16 protein-coding genes and 1 pseudogene are annotated in these 21,403 nt (G+C 59.8%); 13 read left to right on the plus strand and 4 right to left on the minus strand.

The annotated features are described in order from the left end of the window. The first annotated feature begins 59 nt into the window (after nucleotides 1-59). Nucleotides 60-1,487: a nitrite reductase, copper-containing gene (gene nirK, locus FJ320_08425; GenBank protein ID MBM3925995.1), complete on the plus strand. Its 1,428-nt coding sequence runs from the start codon at nucleotides 60-62 to the stop codon at nucleotides 1,485-1,487. Nucleotides 1,488-1,595: 108 nt separating this feature from the next. Beyond that, complete coding sequence (locus tag FJ320_08430; protein ID MBM3925996.1) at nucleotides 1,596-2,207, plus strand: hemerythrin domain-containing protein; 612 nt, start codon at nucleotides 1,596-1,598, stop codon at nucleotides 2,205-2,207. A 100-nt stretch (nucleotides 2,208-2,307) separates the two neighbouring features. On the opposite strand, the gene FJ320_08435 is transcribed toward FJ320_08430, so the two are convergent. Continuing rightward, nucleotides 2,308-2,751 carry an ester cyclase gene (locus FJ320_08435; protein MBM3925997.1) on the minus strand — a complete coding sequence of 148 codons (444 nt, stop codon included), beginning with the start codon at nucleotides 2,749-2,751 and terminating at the stop codon, nucleotides 2,308-2,310. A 272-nt stretch (nucleotides 2,752-3,023) separates the two neighbouring features. Here FJ320_08435 and FJ320_08440 point away from each other — a divergent pair, with 272 nt between their 5' ends. Continuing rightward, nucleotides 3,024-3,932 (plus strand): NAD(P)-dependent oxidoreductase, encoded by a 909-nt coding sequence (locus tag FJ320_08440; GenBank protein ID MBM3925998.1) that lies wholly within the window; start codon nucleotides 3,024-3,026, stop codon nucleotides 3,930-3,932. Here FJ320_08440 and FJ320_08445 read toward each other — a convergent pair. Next, nucleotides 3,929-4,432: an NUDIX hydrolase gene (locus FJ320_08445; GenBank protein MBM3925999.1), complete on the minus strand. Its 504-nt coding sequence runs from the start codon at nucleotides 4,430-4,432 to the stop codon at nucleotides 3,929-3,931. The two genes, FJ320_08440 and FJ320_08445, sit on opposite strands and share 4 nt — an antisense overlap. A 77-nt stretch (nucleotides 4,433-4,509) precedes the next feature. On the opposite strand from FJ320_08445, the gene FJ320_08450 reads away from it, so the two are divergent. The 4 genes from FJ320_08450 to FJ320_08465 all read left to right on the plus strand — a co-directional run bounded on the left by FJ320_08450 (nucleotide 4,510) and on the right by FJ320_08465 (nucleotide 11,383). Then, nucleotides 4,510-4,902, plus strand: a complete 393-nt coding sequence (locus FJ320_08450; GenBank protein MBM3926000.1) for a fibronectin type III domain-containing protein — start codon at nucleotides 4,510-4,512, stop codon at nucleotides 4,900-4,902. A 479-nt stretch (nucleotides 4,903-5,381) separates the two neighbouring features. Then, nucleotides 5,382-7,589: a hypothetical protein gene (locus FJ320_08455; protein MBM3926001.1), complete on the plus strand. Its 2,208-nt coding sequence runs from the start codon at nucleotides 5,382-5,384 to the stop codon at nucleotides 7,587-7,589. 58 nt (nucleotides 7,590-7,647) lie between these two features. Further along, a complete protein-coding gene (locus FJ320_08460; GenBank protein ID MBM3926002.1) occupies nucleotides 7,648-10,536 on the plus strand; it encodes an FAD-binding protein in 2,889 nt (962 codons plus the stop codon). 130 nt (nucleotides 10,537-10,666) lie between these two features. Beyond that, nucleotides 10,667-11,383 (plus strand): tetratricopeptide repeat protein, encoded by a 717-nt coding sequence (locus tag FJ320_08465; protein ID MBM3926003.1) that lies wholly within the window; start codon nucleotides 10,667-10,669, stop codon nucleotides 11,381-11,383. An 85-nt stretch (nucleotides 11,384-11,468) separates the two neighbouring features. Here the strand turns inward: FJ320_08465 and FJ320_08470 are convergent, their stop codons facing one another. Further along, complete coding sequence (locus FJ320_08470; protein MBM3926004.1) at nucleotides 11,469-13,769, minus strand: hypothetical protein; 2,301 nt, start codon at nucleotides 13,767-13,769, stop codon at nucleotides 11,469-11,471. A 245-nt stretch (nucleotides 13,770-14,014) separates the two neighbouring features. Next, nucleotides 14,015-15,514 (minus strand): MFS transporter, encoded by a 1,500-nt coding sequence (locus FJ320_08475; protein ID MBM3926005.1) that lies wholly within the window; start codon nucleotides 15,512-15,514, stop codon nucleotides 14,015-14,017. A gap of 114 nt (nucleotides 15,515-15,628) precedes the next feature. On the opposite strand from FJ320_08475, the gene FJ320_08480 reads away from it, so the two are divergent. The 6 genes and pseudogenes from FJ320_08480 to FJ320_08505 all read left to right on the plus strand — a co-directional run bounded on the left by FJ320_08480 (nucleotide 15,629) and on the right by FJ320_08505 (nucleotide 21,290). Next, complete coding sequence (locus FJ320_08480; GenBank protein MBM3926006.1) at nucleotides 15,629-17,374, plus strand: GAF domain-containing sensor histidine kinase; 1,746 nt, start codon at nucleotides 15,629-15,631, stop codon at nucleotides 17,372-17,374. 10 nt (nucleotides 17,375-17,384) lie between these two features. Next, nucleotides 17,385-18,029: a response regulator transcription factor gene (locus FJ320_08485; protein ID MBM3926007.1), complete on the plus strand. Its 645-nt coding sequence runs from the start codon at nucleotides 17,385-17,387 to the stop codon at nucleotides 18,027-18,029. A gap of 133 nt (nucleotides 18,030-18,162) precedes the next feature. After that, nucleotides 18,163-18,375, plus strand: a complete 213-nt coding sequence (locus FJ320_08490; GenBank protein MBM3926008.1) for a hypothetical protein — start codon at nucleotides 18,163-18,165, stop codon at nucleotides 18,373-18,375. A gap of 101 nt (nucleotides 18,376-18,476) precedes the next feature. Further along, the gene (locus FJ320_08495; protein ID MBM3926009.1) at nucleotides 18,477-19,895 is read left to right on the plus strand and encodes a DUF1800 domain-containing protein; all 1,419 of its coding nucleotides are present in this window, start codon (nucleotides 18,477-18,479) and stop codon (nucleotides 19,893-19,895) included. Between the two features lie 18 nt (nucleotides 19,896-19,913). Continuing rightward, a complete protein-coding gene (locus FJ320_08500; protein MBM3926010.1) occupies nucleotides 19,914-20,924 on the plus strand; it encodes a hypothetical protein in 1,011 nt (336 codons plus the stop codon). A gap of 30 nt (nucleotides 20,925-20,954) precedes the next feature. Further along, a pseudogene (locus FJ320_08505) lies at nucleotides 20,955-21,290 on the plus strand (GIY-YIG nuclease family protein). Nucleotides 21,291-21,403: the final 113 nt, after the last annotated feature.

A 21,403-nucleotide genomic window follows, 5' to 3' on the forward strand; every position in this document is an offset into this window, starting at 1 on the left:
GCATGACAACGCCAAAGCTTAATTCAAAATCTATCTACCTCTTGGTGGCAGTCCTGAGCTTGATAGCACTGGCTATAGGCTGCACCGCTGTGAGAGCGGACCCGACGCCCACGCCAACGGCTACAAAGGCGCGTACACCCACACCCAGCCCCCGGCCCAGCCCAACGGCGACACCTACGCGGCAAGCTGGCGACGGAGGCTCAGGCTCTCCTGCGGGGACCTCGTTTACCTTGACCACAGGGCTTTCCCAGGGAAAGCTGGTCTTTGTAGGCAAAGGCGGCGCCATTGACGGCCAAGTTAACCCGGTCCTACGAGTGCCCGTGGGCCGACCGGTGCAAGTGACGCTGGTAAACGGGGACGGCATCCAGCACGACTTTACGGTGCCTGACCTGAACGCCAAAACCGACTATGTTACGACGGTAGGGCAGTCGACGACCGTCACATTTACTGCTAACAAAGAGAGCCAGTTTGTTTACTTCTGCTCAGTGCCGGGCCATCGACTGGCGGGCATGGAGGGTTTAGTAATTGTGGGCGAGGGCGGCCAAGACCCGGGTACAAAAGCGCCAAGCGTGGTTAAACCGCCCACCGATCTGCCCGGGCCGATAGGCCGTCGGGAGCCGCAGCATGTGCCGGTAGCGCTGGAGGCTATAGAGACTGAAGGACGGCTGGCTGACGGCGCAACCTATACCTATTGGACTTTCGGCGGAACAGTGCCAGGGCCTTTCGTCCGTGTGCGTGCCGGTGACACAGTTGAGTTGAAGCTAAAGAATCTGTCGTCCAGCACTACCGGCCACTCCATAGACCTGCACGCCGTTACCGGACCCGGCGGCGGGGCGGTGGCTACGCAGGTCGCGCCGGGAGAGGAGAAGTCCTTCACTTTCAAGGCCCTTAATCCAGGGCTGTACGTGTACCACTGCGCAACACCTATGGTAGCCCATCACATATCCAATGGCATGTATGGGCTTATCTTGGTGGAGCCTGAGGATGGCCTGGCGCCGGTGGACAGGGAGTTCTACGTAATGCAAGGCGAAATCTATACCAGGCAGCCCCACGGCACCAAGGGACATCTGGATACCAGCATCGACAAAATGTTGTCGGAGGATGCCGAGTACTTCGTCATGAACGGGGCGGTCGGCGCGCTGACGCAGGAACACCCGCTGAAGGCCAACGTGGGTGAGACTGTGCGGATCTTCTACGGCGTCGGAGGGCCGAACTTCACGTCCTCCTTCCACGTCATCGGCGAAATTTTCGATCGGGTATACAACCAGGGGTCGCTGACTTCAACGCCACTAACCGATGTTCAGACCACGCTGGTGCCGGCGGGAGGCGCCGCTATGGTGGAGTTCAAGGTGGAGGTGCCCGGAAGGTACATACTGGTGGACCATGCCCTTTCCAGGGCGGAGCGCGGCCTGGCAGGATATCTGATAGTAGAGGGCGCGCCAAATCCGGAGGTATTCCAGGGAAATGCCGAAGGAGGTGGTCATTAGCAAATGAAGAAGTTTGGAGGTAATAAGTAACGGCCGGACTTTTGGAGATGCAACGCTTCCCTGGCTTTCAACTAAATTAGGGGTTTAGCCCGATGTGAGGAGACTGAGATGAACAATGAGATAACTACCCTAAAAAGTTCCATCGACGTGATGCACCTGATTCATAAGGCCCTAAGAGGGGAGGCAGAGCGTGTGGTTGCCACGGCTGACGACATGGCCACAGCAGACGACCTGAAGGCCGTGAAGGAGGGTTTCAACTTCTGGGCAAAGGCTCTGGGGTACCATGCCGTCAACGAAGACAAATACATGACGGGGCCTATCGCTAATTCCATGATCGCCAGAGAGAATGAAGAGGAACATGCGCGCCTTGGCGAGCGCATAGGGAATACAGCGACATGCTTGAGCAAGGAGTTCAGCGACGGCAACCTCAGTATACGCGGACATAGACACTTCTATGGCTGCGTGGTCGCTTTACAGGTAGCCCAAAACGCCCATCTGGAGGAGGAGGTGGAGTTTGTGCTGCCCTTGGTGAAAGAGCGCATGGCTGATGAGCAGCAATTAGAGATAGCTCTGAGGCTGCTATGGGATGAAACCGCCAAGGACAAACGTTGGGTAGCCGCTTGGGTTTCAAAGAGCCTTTCGGCAAGGGAAAAGAAACTGCTGGCAGACCTGGAAGAGGAACTAACCAAGGAAACCGTGGAGGGTATCTACCTGCAGTAGTATGAGGCACGTGCTTCGTCGGATAGAAGAGTCTACAGCACAAATCTTAAGGGCCTGGAATTATTCCCAGGCCCTTAAGATTACGGACAAGGTGTAACTATTATCTTCGCGCGCCTGCCTCTTCCATGGCCCCTACCTGCTGGAGCATAGTCACCATGTCAAAGTAATGGCGGGTCTCTTTTATCTTTCCACCCTGCACGGTGGCGACCATGGAAGCGGGCAATTTTACTCGCTTACCAGAGGCTGGTATCGAGTTGCCGGGCATTTGGATGGCTCCCCTGTGAGTCCCTTCCCAGGTTATTTCCGCCACCACGCTATTGCCGCTGGCAAAAATATTGCGGATGGTGCCTCTGGCATCGTGGAAGGCCTTACGCCACTCCTGGTCTGCCTTAACTATCTCGTCTGCGCCCTGGATTCGCCGCTGGGTGCCCGTTTCCTCATAAACACTGTCCTGCGTAAGAGTCGCTTTGAAACGCTGCCAATCGCCGGCATTAAAGGCTTCGATATTCTCTTTTAATACCCTGGTCACATCCTGCTGCGTCATATGCCACCTCACCAGTGAATTTCCCCTTAAGACGCGCTGAAGGCTATCTAGGGACGGGACGAGGCTATCACCGTCCGTCGTGCCTAGTCAATGTCGGCAAAGGCTTGCCTGGCAGGCCGAATTACCAGGAGATTTTGACGACTACACCACGAAATGCGTCGCGGCGGATGCCCGCTCAATATCAGGGGTGGAGGCAAGGACTACGCATTGACGGCATACTTTATCTCGGATACATTGGCCCAAAGCCTAAGCATACCCAACAAGGAGCCGCCATGGCTGACAAAGAGACCATCGGATTCATTGGCCTGGGCATCATGGGACAGCCCATGAGCCTCAACCTAATCAAGAATGGCTATAAAGTGGTGGCGTGGAACCGCACCAAGAGCAAAACCAAGCCCGTGGCCGACGCCGGCGCCGAGATAGCGGCGTCGCCGGCGGAGGTGGCGCGGAAGGCCAGGGTGGTCATAACCATGGTGGCCGACTCGCCGGACGTGGAGGCGGTGGTGCTGGGCAAGAACGGCGTCATCGAGGGCATACAGCGCGGCGGAGTGCTTATCGACATGAGCACGATTTCGCCCAAGATCACGCGGACGATTGGGGCGAAGCTGGGGGAAAAAGGAGCGTCGATGCTGGACGCGCCGGTGACCGGCAGCTCGTGGGCGGCCAAGGACGGCACGCTGTCGATAATGGTGGGTGGAGACGGGCCGGTCTTCGAGCGGTGCCTGCCCGTCCTGCAAGCCATGGGCAAACGAATTATTCATATAGGGCCCGCGGGCAGCGGCCAGTCGGCCAAGCTGGTAAACCAGGTCCTGGTGGCAGGGACGCTGGCGGCGGTGTGCGAGGGGCTGCTGCTGGGGGCCAAGCTGGGAGTGGACCTGGACAAGACCTTCCAGGCTATCACCGGCGGCGCGGCCAACTCGTGGCAGTTGGAAAACCTGGGGTCGAGGTTGTTGAAGCGGGACTTCGCGCCCGGCTTCGCGGTGAAGCTTATGCTCAAGGACCAGCGGCTGATAAACGAGGCGGCGCAGGAGATGAACCTGCCGATGCCAGTGTCGTCGGTGGCGAGGCAAGGCTTCTACGCCCTGGGGCTGCGGGGACTGGGCGAGGAGGGAACGCAGGCTTACGTGAAGGTGCTGGAGGAACTGGGGAAGGTGGAGGTGAAGGGAGGCGGAGGGGACTAGTTTCGCCCGTTCCTCAGCCTCCGCCACGCCTTTAACACCTGGGCGTCCCGGGGGAAGGCCAGGGGCGGCAAAGCGTCGAGCGGGAAGAAACCCACGTCCTGGACTTCATGCGTCGCGGCGATAACACTTCCGCCCACCGCACGTCCATCAAAGGCGGCCAGGACCACCGGGTGGCCCCGCTCGGAGAACAGCCCCACCAGCCCCCGAATCTCCACCGTCAGCCCCGTCTCCTCTCGAACCTCCCGGGCCGCGCCCTCCTCTACGGACTCGCCCCGGTTCACATACCCACCTGGAAAGCTCCAGAGGCCCAGGCCTGGCTCGGTGTTGCGCTTCACCATCAGCACCCTGCCGTCGCGTTCGACGACCACGGCGGCGGCCAGCTTGGGGTCGTAGAAGATGACCTTGCCGCAGGCGGGACACACGGGGCGCGGCGTGCCATGGGCGGCACGGACCTCCAGGGGCGAGGCGCATTTAGGGCAGTAGCGGTCGTCCTGAAGCATGGGGAAAAGATAGGGGTTGGGGAACTAAAAGTCGAGAGCGCACGTAAGGTATCATAGGCAAAATAGAAAGGTGGGTTATGTTTATCAAAATCGCGCTCCTCTGCTTGAGCCTCCTAGCCTTATCGATTACTGTGGCCTGCGGCGACGACAGCGATACGCTTTCCATCCCCGGCTCGCTGGAGGCGCAGACCATCCACGACCGGCTGGCTATTCAGCTCTACTGGCCCGAAGCCAACGGCGCGCCCGACGCCATCATCATCGAACGCTCCAATACCGGCCGCGACGGCCCGTGGGTCAAGACCGCGACCATCGCCGGCGAGCACACCACGTATATCGACCAGGAGGGCCTGTCCAATAACGTCACCTATCACTACCGGGTCAAGGCGAGGCTGGGCAGCAACGAGTCGTCTTATTCCAACGTGGTCAGCGCCATTGCCACGTCCCTGCCAACACCGCCGCCGACAAGGTAGCTGTCCATACAAGGGCAGATCGAAAGCGGCGCGTGTTGTTTTTTATCGCCCATCCCTCTAAAGGGACAGGAGACTAGGCGGCAGGTGTTGTCCCATTGAATGAAAGCAAGATAGGCTTAGCAGTAATTACCAGCCAGCGCAGCCGCTAAGTAGAATGGGCTAAAAGGGAGTGGATTTAAGGGGGCGAAAAGTCGGATTATGCCAATGCCGCTCAGGCTCAGGTCACTTCTATGGCGACTCCAACCCTTGCTCCCACAACGCCAATGCCTTAAGAACTACCCAGTCCTAATCTGAATGGACTATCGACTTCAAGCCATGTGACTGAGACACTTCTCATAAATTTTTACTGCGCATTTAGTCTCAAAGCCGCCTGCTAAACGGTCTGTTTAGATGGTTAACCTGTAACTGCCATCTCAGAACCTTATAGCAGTAATCCTGCGGATCCCCTGGCCGCAGCAAAAACGCATGGAGATAACTAAATGATTTCATGGCGCCTATGGAAGGTCGCGACCGCAGTGCTAGCCCTTCTCGCCGCCACCTTCAGTGGCGGCGGCGTTATAATGGCGGAGCACACCAGCGGCGGCGACCTGCTGCCGGACCTGGTCACCGTAGCGCCCAGAGAGATGGAGATCAAGACTGTGGGCGGCGAGAAACGCCTCTACTTCACCAATGAGGTTATCAACCAGCACACGGGCGTCCTGGAGATCTTCCCGCAGACCTTCTCAGGCAGTGACAATAATGACTGCGACGGCGATGGCAACGCGTCTAACGACCGCATTGTCTCCCAGAGGATTTTCCAGGACAACAACGGCAACGGGATATTTGTCCGGGGAACGGACACAAGCTCCCGGACTGTGAAGGCAGGCTGCATGGTGTACCACCCTTCTCACAACCACTGGCACTTTGACGAGTTCACACACTACAGGCTGGCCAATCTATCCGGCGGCACGGTTTCCCAAGGGTCAAAACAGTCCACCTACATAGAGGACACGGCGCCAAGATACAACCTGGAGGGCCAGCCCAGCTCCAAGTACTACGGCGAATGCGCCTCCACCAGGGCCCAGGGACTCTCGGTAGGCTGGGGCGATATATACCGCTCCACCCTTCCAGACCAGTATATAAGCATCGCGGGAGTGGCTAACGGAGAGTACTGCCTTTTCTCCACCGTCAATCCAGACCGCAGGCTGCTGGAGACAAACCACAACAACAACGGCGCCGCACTGCGCATTACGATTAACGGCTCCACCGTGGCCGCCTCCAGCAACAACTCGTGCCCCAGCAGCAACCCCGCTCCCTTACCCCCCTCCCATACGGTCTACGACAACAGCCTGCGATGGGACAATTGGAGCTGGAGCACCACAGTGAACCCCAATAACACGTCGCCGATATATTCCGGCTCCAGGTCCATGGCGGTAACTTACAACAGCGCGTGGGCCGGCCTTTCGCTGCGCAGCGGGGGTCTGGACACCTCCTCCTCATCCCACCTGCACTTCGCCATCGCTATCGGAGGACAGCCGCTCTCTCGAGTTGTGGTGACACTGTACGGCCTCGGGGACGACGTCCTGGGGTCCGTCGACCCCACGGACTACGCCACCGGCGGGGCCAACGACTGGTTTAGCGTATCCATTCCTCTAGGCGACCTTGGGGCGGACAACGCCACGGTCACCCGCGTAAACATTCAGGACAATACCGGCGGCGCCCAGCCCACCTTCTATGTGGACGAATTGGGATTCCTTAGCCAGTCCGGTCCAGGCGGCGGCGATCCTCCGCCCCCGCCTCCACCCCCCGCTTCCTCAGGGGTGGTGTACGACAACGCGCTTCGCTGGGAGGACTGGAGCTGGGGCACCAGCGTCAATCCCGGCAACACGTCGCCATACACCCATCTGCAATTCGCCATAAATATGGGCGGGCAGCCCTTGTCGGGGCTTCAGGTGTCGCTGTACGGTACGTCCGGCAGCCCCATCACCCAGGTCAACCCGCAGAATTACGACAGCCCCGCCGGCGGAGGGTGGCTCACCATCAACATCCCGCTGACAGCCCTTGGCGGCGCTAACACCACTATTACGCGCGTCCAGGTGCAGAACTCCACCAGCGCCGCGCGGCCTACCTTCTACATCGACGATATGAGCTTCACAGGCGACGGCGGCGGGGAGCCTCCGCCTCCACCGCCCCCAGGCGGGTCTACGGCCACCGTCTACGGCGACTCACTGCAGTGGGCCAACTGGAGCTGGGGGAGCAGCCTTAACCCCAACGCCACGTCGCCCGTCTTCGCCGGTTCCAACTCCCTGGCGGTGACCTACAACTCGGCCTGGGCCGGCCTCTCGCTGCATCACTCCGGGCTGAACACATCCTCCTATACCCACCTAAGATTCGTTATACATCTGGGAGGCGGGCAGTCGCTGTCCTCCATAGCCGTGTCCCTCCACAACACCTCGGACACTCCCATAACCGAGGTCAATCCTGCCGACTACGACACCTCCGCCAGCGGCGGCTGGCTTCAGTCGCGATTCCTCTGTCGGCCCTGGGAGCGAGCAACACCACCATCACCAGGGTTACAATTCAGGAGAACAGCGGCGGGTCTCAGCCCACCTTCCACATCGATAACCTGGCTTTTACCAACTAACGGCGCACTGAAGCTACGGACTAAGGCCCTCTTCGATGAATCGAAGAGGGCCTTCTATTTTTGAGTTGCCCCTAATGGCGCGCCTGCTCTAAAGTAGTAGGGATGTCTAATAGGCAGGTTGAATGAAAGCCACCGTTTCACAGGCGAGAGAGCTAGAGCATGAATTGAAGAAGGTTGTCAGCGGCGAGGTCCGCTTCGACGCCTTCTCGCGAGTCCTTTACAGCACCGACGCCTCGATTTATCAGATGGAGCCGGTGGGCGTGGTGGTGCCGCGCAGCGTGGAGGATGTGCTGGCGACGGTGGACGTCGCGCGGCGCGGCGGCGTGCCGATACTTCCTCGCGGCGGCGGCACCAGCCTGGCGGGCCAGACGGTGAACCACGCCATTGTCATCGACTTCTCGAAATATATGGACGGCGTGCTGGAAGTGAACCCGGAGGAGCGATGGGTGCGGGCACAGCCGGGGATTGTCCTTGACCAGTTGAACCGGCAACTTGCCAAACACGGCCTTAAGTATGCCCCCGACCCCTCGACGGCCAACCGCGCATCGGTGGGCGGCGGCATCGGCAACAACTCCTGCGGCAGCCACTCGGTGATTTACGGCAAGACGGGCGAGAACGTGCTAGGTGTCAAAACAGTCCTGTCTGACGGTTCCCAGGCCAGCTTCAGCGAACTATCTGCTCCCGAGCTCGAAGCCATGCTCAGCGGCGGCGGCTTCGAGGCGCAGGTATACCGGGGGGTGCTGGACATTGCGCGCCGGCATAGGGACGAGGTGCAGAAGCGGTACCCCAGGATTTCAAGGCGGGTCAGCGGCTACAATCTTGACCGATTCATCGATCCAGCCACAAGCAACATGGCGGACATGGTGGTGGGGTCGGAGGGGACGCTATGCGTCATCACCGAGGCCAAGCTGAAGCTGGTGCCCCGGCCCAAGCTGACCGGCCTGGCGGTGGCGCATTTCGACGACTTGGCCGAGGCCTGCGCCTCCGCGACGACCATTCTCAAGCACGGGCCGTCGGCGGTGGAGCTGATAGGGCGCATGTTATTAGACCGCACCCGCGAGTCGCCCGGCTTCTCGCGCATGATGACGTTCATAGAGGGGCGGCCCGACGCCGTGCTGGCCGTCGAGTTCTATGGCGAATCGCCAATCGAATTGAAGGACAAGCTGGAGAAGTTCAAATCGGACCTGCAGCGCCAGCGCCTGGGCTATGCCTGCGCCAATCTCACCGACCCCGCGGCCCAAGCCAACGTGTGGAACATTCGCAAGGCTGGCGTCGGCTTGCTGATGAGCGTTCGCGGCGACGCCAAGCCTATCCCCTTCGTCGAGGACACGGCGGTGGACGCCCATCGCCTGGGCGAGTATGTGCGGCGCTTCGACAGCATCGTCAAGGCCCACGGCACTACGGCGGGCTACTACGGCCACGCCAGCGAGGGCTGCCTGCATATCCGGCCCATGGTGAATTTGAAAACGGGCGAGGGCGTGAAAACTATGGTCGCCATTGCCAACGAGATTGGCGACCTGGTGAAGGAGTTCGGCGGGGCCTTCAGCGGCGAGCACGGCGACGGCATTGTGCGCGGCGTGTGGACCGAGAAGATGTTCGGCCCGGCGATTTACCAGGCCTTTAAAGAGGTCAAGGCGGTCTTTGACCCGCAGAACATTATGAATCCGGGCAAGATTATCGACTGCCCGCCCATGACTGAGAACCTGCGTTTTGGCGCGGGGTATGAGTCCACATTGAAGCTGGCGACGGCCCTGGACTTCAGCGCCGACTATGGCTTCGACGGCGCGGTGGAGATGTGCAACGGCATGGGGGCCTGCCGCAAGGCCGACGGCGCCATGTGCCCATCTTATATGGTGACAAAAGAAGAAGAGCACTCTACGCGCGGGCGTGCCAACCTGCTGCGGGCCGTGCTATCCGGCCAGCTCCCCACCGGCGACATGACCTCCCATCGCCTGTACGAAGCCCTGGACCTGTGCCTCGAATGCAAGGGTTGTAAGGGCGAGTGTCCGTCGTCAGTGGACATGGCGAAGCTGAAGTACGAGTTCCTCAATAACTACCACAAAGCCCACGGGATACCCCTGCGGGCTCGGCTCTTCGCCAACATCCGCACGCTGAATCGATGGGGCCGCAGGTTGGGGCCGCTAGCCAACCTCGCGCCCAGGCTCCCCGGCGCGCGGTGGCTGCTGCATTCGATGGTCGGCATACACAAGAATCGCTCGCTGCCCCGCCTGTCGCCGAATACCTTCAGCGCGTGGCATAAACGTCACACACCCCTCAGCGGCGGCGCCAAGGGTACCGTGGTGCTGTTAAACGACACGTTTATGGAGTACAACACGCCGTCGGTGGGCGCGGCGGCGACGGAGCTTTTGGAGAAGGCGGGGTTTAAGGTGGTGCTGGCAGAGCGGCTGGAGTGCTGCGGCAGGCCGATGATTTCCAAGGGGATGCTGGAGCGGGCGAGGGAGAACGCGCGGCGCAATGTGGACCGCCTGCTGCCTTATGTCAAGCAAGGCGCGTCGATTGTCGGCTGCGAACCGTCGTGCCTGCTGACGCTGCGAGATGAATACCCGGACCTGTTAAAAGACGAGGCTTCGAAAGAGGTAGCCAGGGCAACTTATCTAATCGACGAGTTTTTGGATCGGCTGCGAGAGCAGGGGAAGCTGGATTTGAAGTTCAAGGACACGGCTAAGAAGGTGCTGTTCCACGGCCACTGCCACCAGAAGGCCCTGGTGGGCACGGCGGCGTCGCTGAGAGCGCTGCGCCTGCCGCCCAAGTACACCGTCGAGGCGGTGGACGCGGGATGCTGCGGCATGGCGGGCAGCTTCGGGTTTGAGAAGGAGCATTACGACGTGTCCATGGCTATCGGCGGGCAGCGGCTGTTCCCGGCGGTCAACGCCAAGGGCGAGGAGTGGGAGGTGGCGGTGATGGGCATATCCTGCCGCCAGCAGATCGAGCACGGCACTGGGCGCAGGCCGCGGCATCTGGTGGAGGTGCTGAGGGAGGCGGTGGAGTAGATGCTTTTATGCAGCATACCATCCTGCCAGAATAGCTAGCGAATTCGTATCTGAATTGGCAATTCTTTTGACGCTTTAATTACTCGTTTAGAGGGTTTCGACAGGATTCTGTCGGGTTGTAAAAATATAGATGTTCAGTCTTGACAGTTATGTGCGGAGGCCGAACATGAAGTTCTGGGTAACTGCTATCCCACTATTGTTATCGCTTGGGGCCAGCGTGCTTGTCGCTGCGTGCGGGAGCGAGTCAAAAACGCCCACGGCGACGCAAAATCCCGCAGCTACACCAAATCCCACAGCCACATTACAAGCCGAATCTCCAGGGGCTATAGAAACGGAAGAACCTGGAGGGCAACAAGTCCTCACAGCGGCGCAACAGCTCGTAAACGACGGCGTTAAACAACATCTCTCGGGGAACTACAGCGCTGCAATTTCTCTATACAATGTGGCCCTGCGCCTGGATGGAAATCGAGAAAAGGCCTATCTCAACAGGGGGTTCGCCTACGTCAGGTTAGGTGAGCTTGAAAGAGGCATTGAAGATTATGACAAAGCCATTGCACTAAAGCCGCAATGGGCAACTCCATACGCTAATAAAGCTGATGCGTTGGTGGACCTCAACCTACCTCAACATGCCTTGGAAAGTGCGAACCAGGCCATCAGGCTGGACGCTAATCTACTCCACGCATACGCCAACAGGGCGAGGGCTTATACCCTTTTAAGAAGGGACGCCGATGCCGCCAAAGATGTTACAAAGGCGATCCAACTAGGATATTCCAAGAGCAAGCTCGAAACGGAAATCACCAGATTAAAATCTATCCGCGTGGGCGCTACCGCTACTCCGCGGCGCTAGGTTAGAGAACGACGGATAGGGTCCGTTCCGAAAAAAGGCCGTGGTTCAAATCCCACGGCCTCAAAATTTTCTGTAGTGGTTTAAACTACACCCCCACGCCCAACTCCCTCAGCGCGGCCTTGTTCTCCGCCGACAGCGCCAGCCCGCCGCCGACCGCGGCTTCCACCTTCCCTTTCAGAGCGTTCAATATCGCCGCGCCGGGCTTTTGGCCCTGGGCCTTGTTGGTGGACACGTCGGCGAGGGTGGAGTAGGGCTGGTCCAGGTGCCAGTAGAAGGACAGCAATTCGCTTAGCTCACGCTCGCTGGTGGGTGCGGGGATGTCGTCGATGTCGAAGACCTCGTTGGCCACCTCGGTGTAACGAAGGATGCCCGCCTTATCGCCGGCGTCCTTGCCATAGTAGCGGCGGTGGGCCAGCTCGTGGGTGCGCTTCTTGTAATCGGCGTCGCCGTAGATATGGCGGGGCAGCCAGCCGCCGCGCTTCAGGTCAACCAGCGTCTCGCCCTTGTCGTTCTTGATGGCGACGGCGATGTCGGAGCCAAGGATGTCGTCATGCTCGAATACCACGGCGTCGCGCAGCAGGCCCTCCTGGAGCATCAGCGTAAGCTCCTTCTCGATCTTGCGATACCTGGCGCCCTGGGCCTTGTCGTTGGTGTCAGCGCCGACGCCGCCGGTGTTGAAGACGTAGAAGTGCTGCTCCAACCCGCCGCGCTCAATCTCTTTGAGGATGCGATATAGCAGCGTGGCGTTGTCGTCCTCGAGGCCGATGATGAAGGGGTCCGAGAAGTATTCCACATACGGCGCGCCGATGGCCCCGATGGCCGCGCCCATCTGCACAGCCTCACCGTACATAAGCACGCGCACGTACTGGCTCAGGCCCAGGCGCCGCAGGGGCGGGACTACGGTGTTCTGACGCATAACGCCCTGCCAGAAGACCCTATCGATGGACTCCATAGGCACGTGGACGCCTTCTTTGGTGCCGCCGTTGGTGATAGTGTTGAGAAGGCCTGACGAACCCTTCCGCTCCAGCAGCCGCGACCGGTTCATAATCATGCGCATGTTGCGCACGGGGTTGCTCTGGAAATCGGGGCGGCCCTCGTCCATCTTGACGGGCACGTTCTCCTGGATCTCGTTCTTGTTGGGCTGGGCCTTGGTGCCCCGGACGACGTCGTAGGTGATGGGGTCGTCCTCGCGGGTAAGGCCGAAGGGCACGGCGTAGAAGTTGTTCTCGGTGCCGTCGATGCTGTAGGGAATCTTGATCTCCCTGCCGCCGGCAACTTTGCCGATGGGCCGAGCCAGCTTCTGGATAAGGATAATGTCGTCGTTCATGGGGTAGACGCCCTCGCCGCGGTCGGGCTGGAGCTTCAGCTTCTGGGAAAGGGCGCTGTTGGCCAGCTCCAGCATGATGGTCATGGTGCTTTTGCCGTGGAGCGACGGGCCGGTGGTGACCAGGGCGGTGTTCTTGGCCCCGCCCTTGATTGTGCGCGCGCGGGCGACGCTGAGGGCCGCCTGGAGGGCCAGTCCACCCTGTTCTTTTACTTTGAACATGGTAATAGATAAGGGACCCATCTTGTGTTCGCCCAGGTAGTCGAAACCAAGATGCAGGGAGAGGCCCACGGTGGGGGCTTTGAAAACAAGCTGCGTGAGGCCGGCCTTCTTGACCCGCTCGATAAGCTTGGCGGGCAAGCCCAGGTCTTGAAGCCAGTTCGGCACCGAAACTTCGAGGATGTCAGGCTCGCTGGTCCACTCCTCTTTAGGCAGCGGGAAGGTGAGCTGCCGCCACATGTAGGGGGCCTGGAGGTATCGAATGCCGAACAATAGCTGGCGGGCGTGGAAGCTGCGGTCCGGGGCGTCGGCGATACGGCGGTCGGACTGGATGATGTCCTTGCCAGCCCGGAAGCTGCTCTCCATTTTCCTGGTGATATAGGGAAAGACCTCGGCGAAAAGCTCCTGACTGGCCTCGCTGAAGCTGAGAGCGTCGCGGTTCTTGGAAAAGCCGTCGATGAAATACTGGGTCAGGTCGGGGCGCCGCGCGACGCCTAGCTGGCTATAGAAGGCGAGGCCGCCGGTGTCCAATCTAAACACCACCTCGGGGCCGGCGCGGCGGGCGGCCTTTCCCTGGGAGTTGGCTGCCCGCCGCGCCGGCCCCGAGGTGGTGTATTCCTTCAGGAGCCTGCTTCGCTGCGCTTCCGGAAGGTCCTGATAGACAGGCATGCGCTGGATGAGCCATTGGTCGGTGGGGTTGAAGACCTCGCTGCTGGGGGAGTGGCCTTTCTTCGCCTGGGCCACCAGATCGTTCAGGGCCTTTTTGAAGGCGGGTACTGCGCGGGGCCCTTCCAGAATGGAGGCGGCGTGTTTGCTATGGGTATTCTTCTCTAGATTTGCCAAAGAGACCTCTCAGATTATGGAGTCGATACGAGGCTGCCGAAAGCGGCCTTTATGAGGGCCTTTGCGGGCCTGCTAAAGCCCCATCCTACAACCCTTGCCAGCCAATGACAACACAATCGTCGTACGCATAAATGACATGATTGTGCTAATCATGCACTAGTCTACATCCTGTCCTTTTATATAAGACGAAATACGTTGCGCGGCAAGGAACAAAGTCCTGTACATGCCTATTGGGCGAAGCAGCGCTACGCCCCGCCAGCCCCCGGCGCGGCAGGCTGCGGCGCCGGCGACTTGACCCGCACACCGCCGCCCTTTACCAGCGACAGCGCCACCGCCGCCAGCTGTATTGACGCCATCACCAGGTAGACCGTCTTGAGGCCGTCGGCGAAGGCGGAGGCCACCGCGGCGTCGCCGCCCTCGGACACAGAGCCTAGATTCGGCTCGAAACCCTGGCCGCGCATGGTAGAGGCGATGATGACGGTGGAGATGGCTATGCCCGTGACGTTGGAGCCTGTCCGTAGGAGTTGCACAAAGCCGGAGATGACGCCGTATCTCTCTTTAGGCACTACACTGAGAATAGAGCTGGTGTTGGGAGCGGTGAACATGCCCATGCCGCAGCTCTGCATAATAATGCCCGCCATAGCCAGAGCCAGGGCCGAGTTTTCGTCGACGCGCGACAGTATGAACAGTCCTCCCGCCGAAAGCGCCGCGCCGCCGACGTTAAAGGGCCGCCAGCCAAATCGGTCCGAGTACCGGCCGGCCAGCGGGCCGACGACCACCATGCCAAAGGCTACCGTAGTCATAATGACGCCGGACTCCCCCGGGCTGTAGCCCGCGACGCCCTGCAGATAGAAGGGGATGAGGAAAAGTACGGTGGAGGAGGTGATGAAGGCAATGGAACGGGCGCTGACGCTCAGAGAGAACACCGCCTCCTTGAACAAAGATACGTCCAGCATAGGCGCTTTGGCGCGTTTCTCCCAGGCCACGAACAGCCCCAGCGACAACGCGCTGGACACCAGCAGCATCGATCGATAGATAGAATCCCATTTCCAGGGGTTGGTCATGCCCAGGAGGAAGGTCAACAGCGCCATCGACGACAGAGCGGCCCCGGCCCAGTCGTACCCCTCGTGGGCGCTGCCCGCCCCCCGGTGCGTCACCCTCGACTCCTCCAGCACCAGCAACCCTGGCAGAATGCAGACCACACCCAGCGGCAGATTTACGTAGAAGACGGACTGCCAGCCCAGCGTGTCCACCAGCACGCCGCCGATGGCTGGGCCAATGATCAGCGCCGCGCCCACCATAGTCATGTGAATGCCCAGGGCCTTGCCCCGCTCCTCAGGCGGGAAGATGGAGGTCATAATCGCCATCTGGTTGCCCTGGACCATGCCCAGGCCCGCGCCCTGCAAGAACCGGAAGAAGATGAGCATGCCCAGGTTTGGCGATAGGGCCGCCAGGCCTGACGCGACGGTGAAGACCGTCAGGCCCCACAGGTACACTCGCTTGCGGCCTATCATGTCGGACAGGCGGCCCATGGGCATCAACAGGGCGCTGATGGCCACCAGGTAGCCCGTGGCCAGCCATTGCACGGTGGGGAGATCTGTGTCGAAGCGGTCGGCAATGGTGGGCAGGGCAACGCTGACCAGGCCCGTGTCAGCCACGGTTATGAGCGTGCCGATGGCCATGGCGGTGGTAGCCCACCACTTGTAGTTGGGGCTGGCTTTTAGGCGGGTAATCGGTGACGGCATAAGCCGATGATTCTATCCACTGCTAAGCTGAGCGAAGAAATTGTATTCGCTGACCTATGGCATGTCTAATACAATACCGCTCATTGGCGAAAATTGACGCGGTGTGGTAAAGATATGGACGGCAGCTCGCTATCAAGGGCATCGCCGAAAAAGGTCGCCGGACTCACAATGCACGCTTCAGATATCCATAACAGGGCAGCCCATCTCGAGACCATGTACAACCTGTCTCGAATAATGGCGATGCCCCTGGACTATCGAGGGAGGATCAGGCGCATCCTTGATGAAGTCCTGCGCGTATCTCGCGGGCATAAGGTGGTCATGCGGGCGGGGGACCAGCAGCAGGGCGGCCTGTCGCTGGTGGAGGCCGTGGGCCGGGACCTGGCCCTAGACCCACCGCTGCCGATGGTCCCCTTCGCCGCGGGCGTGGTAGGCCAGGCCTATCAAGAACTGTGTCCCGTCATTGTGAACAACTACCCCGCTTACCCCGCCGCCTTGCCCAGCGTGGTGGAGCACGGCGTTAAGTCCATCGCCGCGCTGCCCATCAGGGCAGAAGACCGTCTTCTGGGCGTTATAACCATCCAATCTTTAGAACCCGATTTTTTCAACGACGAAATGGTGCGGCTGATAACCGCCATAGCCGACGAGCTGGGCGTGTTGATGGCCCACGCCCGCGCGCTGGAGTCGGAACGATTTCGCGCCCTGGAGCTTGAGGCCCTGTTCCAGATCGCTAAAATCCTGGTAAACACTGAGACGGTGGAGAAAAGGGCTGAGGCTGTGCTGGGCGTCCTCTGCCAGTCGGCCACGGCGGAGCACGCGGCCCTCAGGCTGGTGGATAGGCAGCGACATGCTTTAAAAAAGGTAGCCGCCGTGGGCTACCCGCAAGACGCCACGCCCTTTGAATACCAGGAGATTGGATATGGAATTGTCGGCGCCGCTTTTAACGAGGAGCGGCCCGTCATCATCGACGACCTGGAGACCCATTCGTGGCGCCCTCCGGGTCTTCTGGCCGCCGGCATGAAGTCCTTTATGGTAGTTCCGATAAAAGTTGGTGACCATTTGCTCGGCACAGTATCGATAGCATCTCCTCAGCCGGGACATTTTAACCAGGACAGGGCCAAGCTGGTGACCGCCATCGCCAATGGCGCGGGGACACTGCTGGAGAACGCCCGGCTGCAGGACGTGGTGAAAGCTCGCGCGCATGAGCTCCAGACCCTATCGCGAAAGCTAGTGGACGCCCAGGAGCAGGAGAAAAAGACCCTGGCGCGAGAGCTGCACGACGAGATTGGGCAGGAGCTGACCGGCCTTAAAATGATGCTGGAGTCCGTCTCTCACGGCGGCGGCATTCCTCAGCCTGAACTGCTTAAAAGCCCGAAAGATCTGGTGGACAGCCTTATCAGCAAGGTCCGCAATCTGTCCCTGGACCTGCGGCCCGCCATGCTGGACCACCTGGGCCTCCTACCCGCCCTCTTCTGGCAGATGGAGCGCTACACCCAGCAATGCGGAATAAAAGTCGGCTTTGTGCATTCGGGGATCGACGGCAGGTTCAACCCGGACATCGAGACCGCCGCCTACCGGATTGTCCAGGAGGCGCTGACCAACGTAGCCCGCCACGCTAACGTCGACAACGCGCAAGTCAGAGTCTGGATTGACGGCGATATGCTGGCCATTACAGTCAAAGATGAAGGATCGGGGTTCGAGACTGGACAGGTTATGTCTGACCGATACACCGCCGGCGTGGCTAACATGCGGGAACGCGTAACTGCCCTGGGGGGCAAGTTCATTATTCACTCCGCCAGGGATATGGGGACCGAGGTCATCGCCCGCATACCCCTTGGCGGACCTCCGGAACCAGCGGCATAGGCGCATATTCATGCGAATCGCCATCGCTGACGACCACAAGCTGATCAGGGATGGCGTCCGCTCCCTGCTGGCGACGGAGCGGGACATCGAAGTCGTCGGCGAGACGTCCGACGGGCCGCAGGTGGAGGAGATGGTGTCGAAATGCGGCCCCGACATCTTGCTTCTGGACGTGATGATGCCCGGATTAAACGGCTTAGAGGTTACGCGGCAGATAATCAAGAAGCACCAGGGCCTTCGTGTGATCATCCTGTCGATGTACGCCAACGAAAGTTTTGTGCTGCAGGCGCTGAAGCTGGGAGCTATGGGCTACGTGTTGAAAAACGCAGGCTCCATAGAGCTCAAGAAGGCGATTCGAAGCGTCAGCGCGGGCAAGCGGTACCTTAGCCCGCCGCTGTCGGACCTGTCCTTGGAGGCCTACGTGGAGAAGGTGCGGTCCACGGGCATGGACGAGATGCAGGCCCTTACGGACCGCGAGCGCACCATATTGCAGATGACGGCGGAAGGACTTAGCAGCAACCAGATCGCTGAGAAGCTGATCATCAGCCCCAGGACTGTGGAGACCCACAGGGCCAACGTTATGCGAAAGCTCCACTTGCAGAGCCACACAGACCTTATCCGTTTTGCCCTGCGTCATGGCATTATTTCCCTGGACTAGCCCGGGAAGGCGATTGAAACGAATTACGTACTCCCACGGATTCACAAAAAGGCCGATGGGATAAAAGATTAACCCTGGAAATTAAGGTCCAATTCAGCGCCTTAACCAAATCTGAGATGAACTGGGAGCGGCAATGGTGTCAGAGATATATAAGGCCAGAAGGAAGGTTGGGCGTCCCGCAAAGGACCCCGCCAGGGGGCCGCAGAGACCCGTGCGCATACCCCTGGGATATGACAAGAATTCGCCCCAGGGCAAGGCGGAACTCGCCAGGCGGATAAAGATGGGCCAGATGAAGGCCAAGCTCCGAAGGCAGGCCGATTATTCTCAGACCCGCGCTTCCAGCTAAGCAAGATTTGTCGTTTCCCCGCCGCATATCTGCCGAGATTGGACTTCGGTATATCCGGACGGTTTATGACGCGCGCGGAAAGCTGTCAAAGGAGCCTTTCAATGGCTGATAGAGACATACCCCTGATGGCGCATCTCATGCGCCGGGCCGGGTTCGGCGCATCCCGCGACGAGCTGGAGGCCCGGGCCAAGAAGGGCTACGAGGCCACGGTGGAGGAGCTTATCGACCCCGACGCCCACGGCATGCCCAGAGTGGACATCCTCAAGCTCTACCGATACCACCCCATGACCGAGGTGCCGCCCAATCCCTCCTCGGCCCAAATGAACCTGATATTCCAATTCATTCAAACGCGGCGGCCGTTAGAAGAGAAGATGATGCTTTTCTGGCATATGCTTTTCGCCACCGGAAACTCCAAGGTGGACAGCCCGCCGGATATGATAAAGCAGATGGAGATTCTGAGGTCCAAGGGTCTGGGTAACTACAAAGACCTGCTGCTGGTGATATCCAAGAACCCCGCTATGCTGTTCTGGCTGGATAACAACCAGAACCACCGGACCGCGCCCAACGAGAACTGGGGCCGCGAGCTTCTGGAACTCTTCTCCATGGGACAGGGCCACTACTCAGAAGACGACGTCAAGATGGCCGCCCGCGCCTTCACAGGCTGGACCATGAAACCCAAGCTCCCACGCTCACCATACATGCGAGGCACCTGGGAGTTCGAATACCGGGCCGAGGACCATGACGACGGCGACAAGACCTTCCTCGGGCGCACCGGCAATTTCAACGGCGAGGACATTATCGACATCATCGCCAAGGAACCCGCCACCGCCCAGTTCATCGCCCGCCACCTCTACAATTTCTTCGTCGAAGACGACGTTCAGGTGCCGTCCTGGCTGGACGTGCCCGCCAAGAACCCCAAGGCGGTGGACACCATCGCCAAAGTCCTCAAGGACTCGGACTACGATGTAAAGAGCGCCCTCAGGTTCCTTTTCAACGCCCCCTTCTTCAAAGATGAGAAGGTGTGGTTCGCCAAAGTAAAGAACCCCACGGAGCTGGTGGTGGGCGTCAGCCGGCTGGTGGGCGAATACCAGGAGCGGTCCATGCCCGGCCTGGTGCAGACCGCCGTCGAGCCTGGCTATCAAGGACAAGAAATCGTGAACCCGCCCAGCGTCGAGGGCTGGCACTACGGCAGCGAGTGGATTGACACCGGCTCCCTGGTGCGCCGCGTCAACTACGCCGCCGAAAAGCTGGGCAACGCCTCCTTTCCCGGTGTCCAATCGATCATCGACAGGCTGGCCTCTAAGTTCTCCCTTACGCCGGAAGAGCTGCTGGACGGCTGCCTGGAGCTTCTCGGCATGATCAGGCTGGAGGCCGGGACCCGAAAACAGCTAATCGAACACGTACAGGCCGCCGGCCCCCTGAAGCGCGGCTCTACCGAAGCCCAGCGCCGCGCCTTTGCCGGACGAGTCTCGGAGCTTCTCCAACTCATCGGCTCCACCCGCGAGTACCAGTTCTGCTAGAGAATTGAGGAGAACCTGATGGCCCTAACCCTCACTGTCGGTAATCGGACGTATAACTACAGCCACTGCATCGGCACCCTGTACACCTCGCGCGGCGGCCAGGACTACATCCTCGACGCTAAGAACGAGGACGTTATGTACGTCATCAGCCGGGCCAACGGCGCTGACGTGGCCTTTGGCGCAATTCAACGGTGGGCCAAGTGGGACCTGGAAAAGGACGAGGCTATTTTTGAGACCAGCACCCTTGGCGCCGAGGACGGCAACTTCCTCTGGCCGGCGGGCGTGGCCCAAGGGCCGGACGGCAACATCTACATCTCCGACGAGTATCTCAACCGCATCTCCATCTTCTCATCTAAAGATGGGAAATTTCTCGGGAAGTGGGGTGTTCCGGGCGCCGCGCCCGGCCAGCTCGGCGGCCCCGCCGGCATGCGGTTCGATAGGGACGGCAGCCTGTATGTGGTCGAGAGCCAGAATAACCGCGTGCAGAAGCTCACCAAGGACGGGCGTCGCCTGGCTACGTGGGGCGAGAAGGGGTCCGGCCCGGGCCAGTTCGACGCCCCCTTCGGCATCCACATCGACGCCAAGGGGAACATTTTTGTGGCCGATTGGGGCAACAATCGAGTCCAAAAATTCAGCCCTGACGGCCAATTCATCCTCGAATTCGGGGCTTCCGGCGCGGGGCGGCTGCTGCGGCCCACCGGCGTCGCCACCGACGCTCAGGGCGACGTTTACGTCGCCGACTGGGGCAACGACCGCTTGCAAATCTTCGATGCCGAGGCTAACCCCATCGCGTCGGTGTATGGCGACGCCCGCGAGTTGTCCAAGCAAGGCCAGCGGGTCATCAACGCCAACCCCGATTTCGTAAAAGCCCGCCGCCGCGCCGACACTTCCGTGGAGTGGAAATTCTTCCGCCCCATCGCCGTTCACGTGAACAGCAGGAACGAAATCATCGTTATGGAATCGCTGTCCGGCAGGATGCAGGTCTATAAGAAAGAGAAGGACTACGTAGAGGCGCAGTTCAACCTGTAATTTACATTGGCTTAAAGAGAAGGATGCGCACTGTACTACCACCGGCGTAGTCGTCATTCCGGCGGAAGCCGGAATCCAGAATGGCAGCCTTGCGTCTACATTCTCTCCAGTAAGCGCAACGGCACTTTATATGTCTGTGTAACCTCTAACCTATTTCGGCGCGTGTGGGAACATAAAAGTGACCTAGTAGAGGGGTTTACTCAACGTTACTCTGTGCATACGCTCGTTTGGTACTAGACCCATGACAATATGGGGAGCGCTATTGCGCGGGAGAAGTCAATCAAGGAGTGGAAACGCATTTGGAAGCTTAGGTTAATTGAAGAAGCCCACCCGAAATGGCGTGACCTGTATGAGGACTTGATGTGAGACTGGATTCCGGCTTTCGCCGGAATGACAAAAGGCGGCATCACTGCCCGCACACTGGGTCTCTCTGTGGGGTCTTATGTTGCAGCGATGCACGGGCTAAAACGGCGCCTTGG

Source organism: SAR202 cluster bacterium (assembly GCA_016872285.1).
Classification (GTDB): domain Bacteria; phylum Chloroflexota; class Dehalococcoidia; order Lucifugimonadales.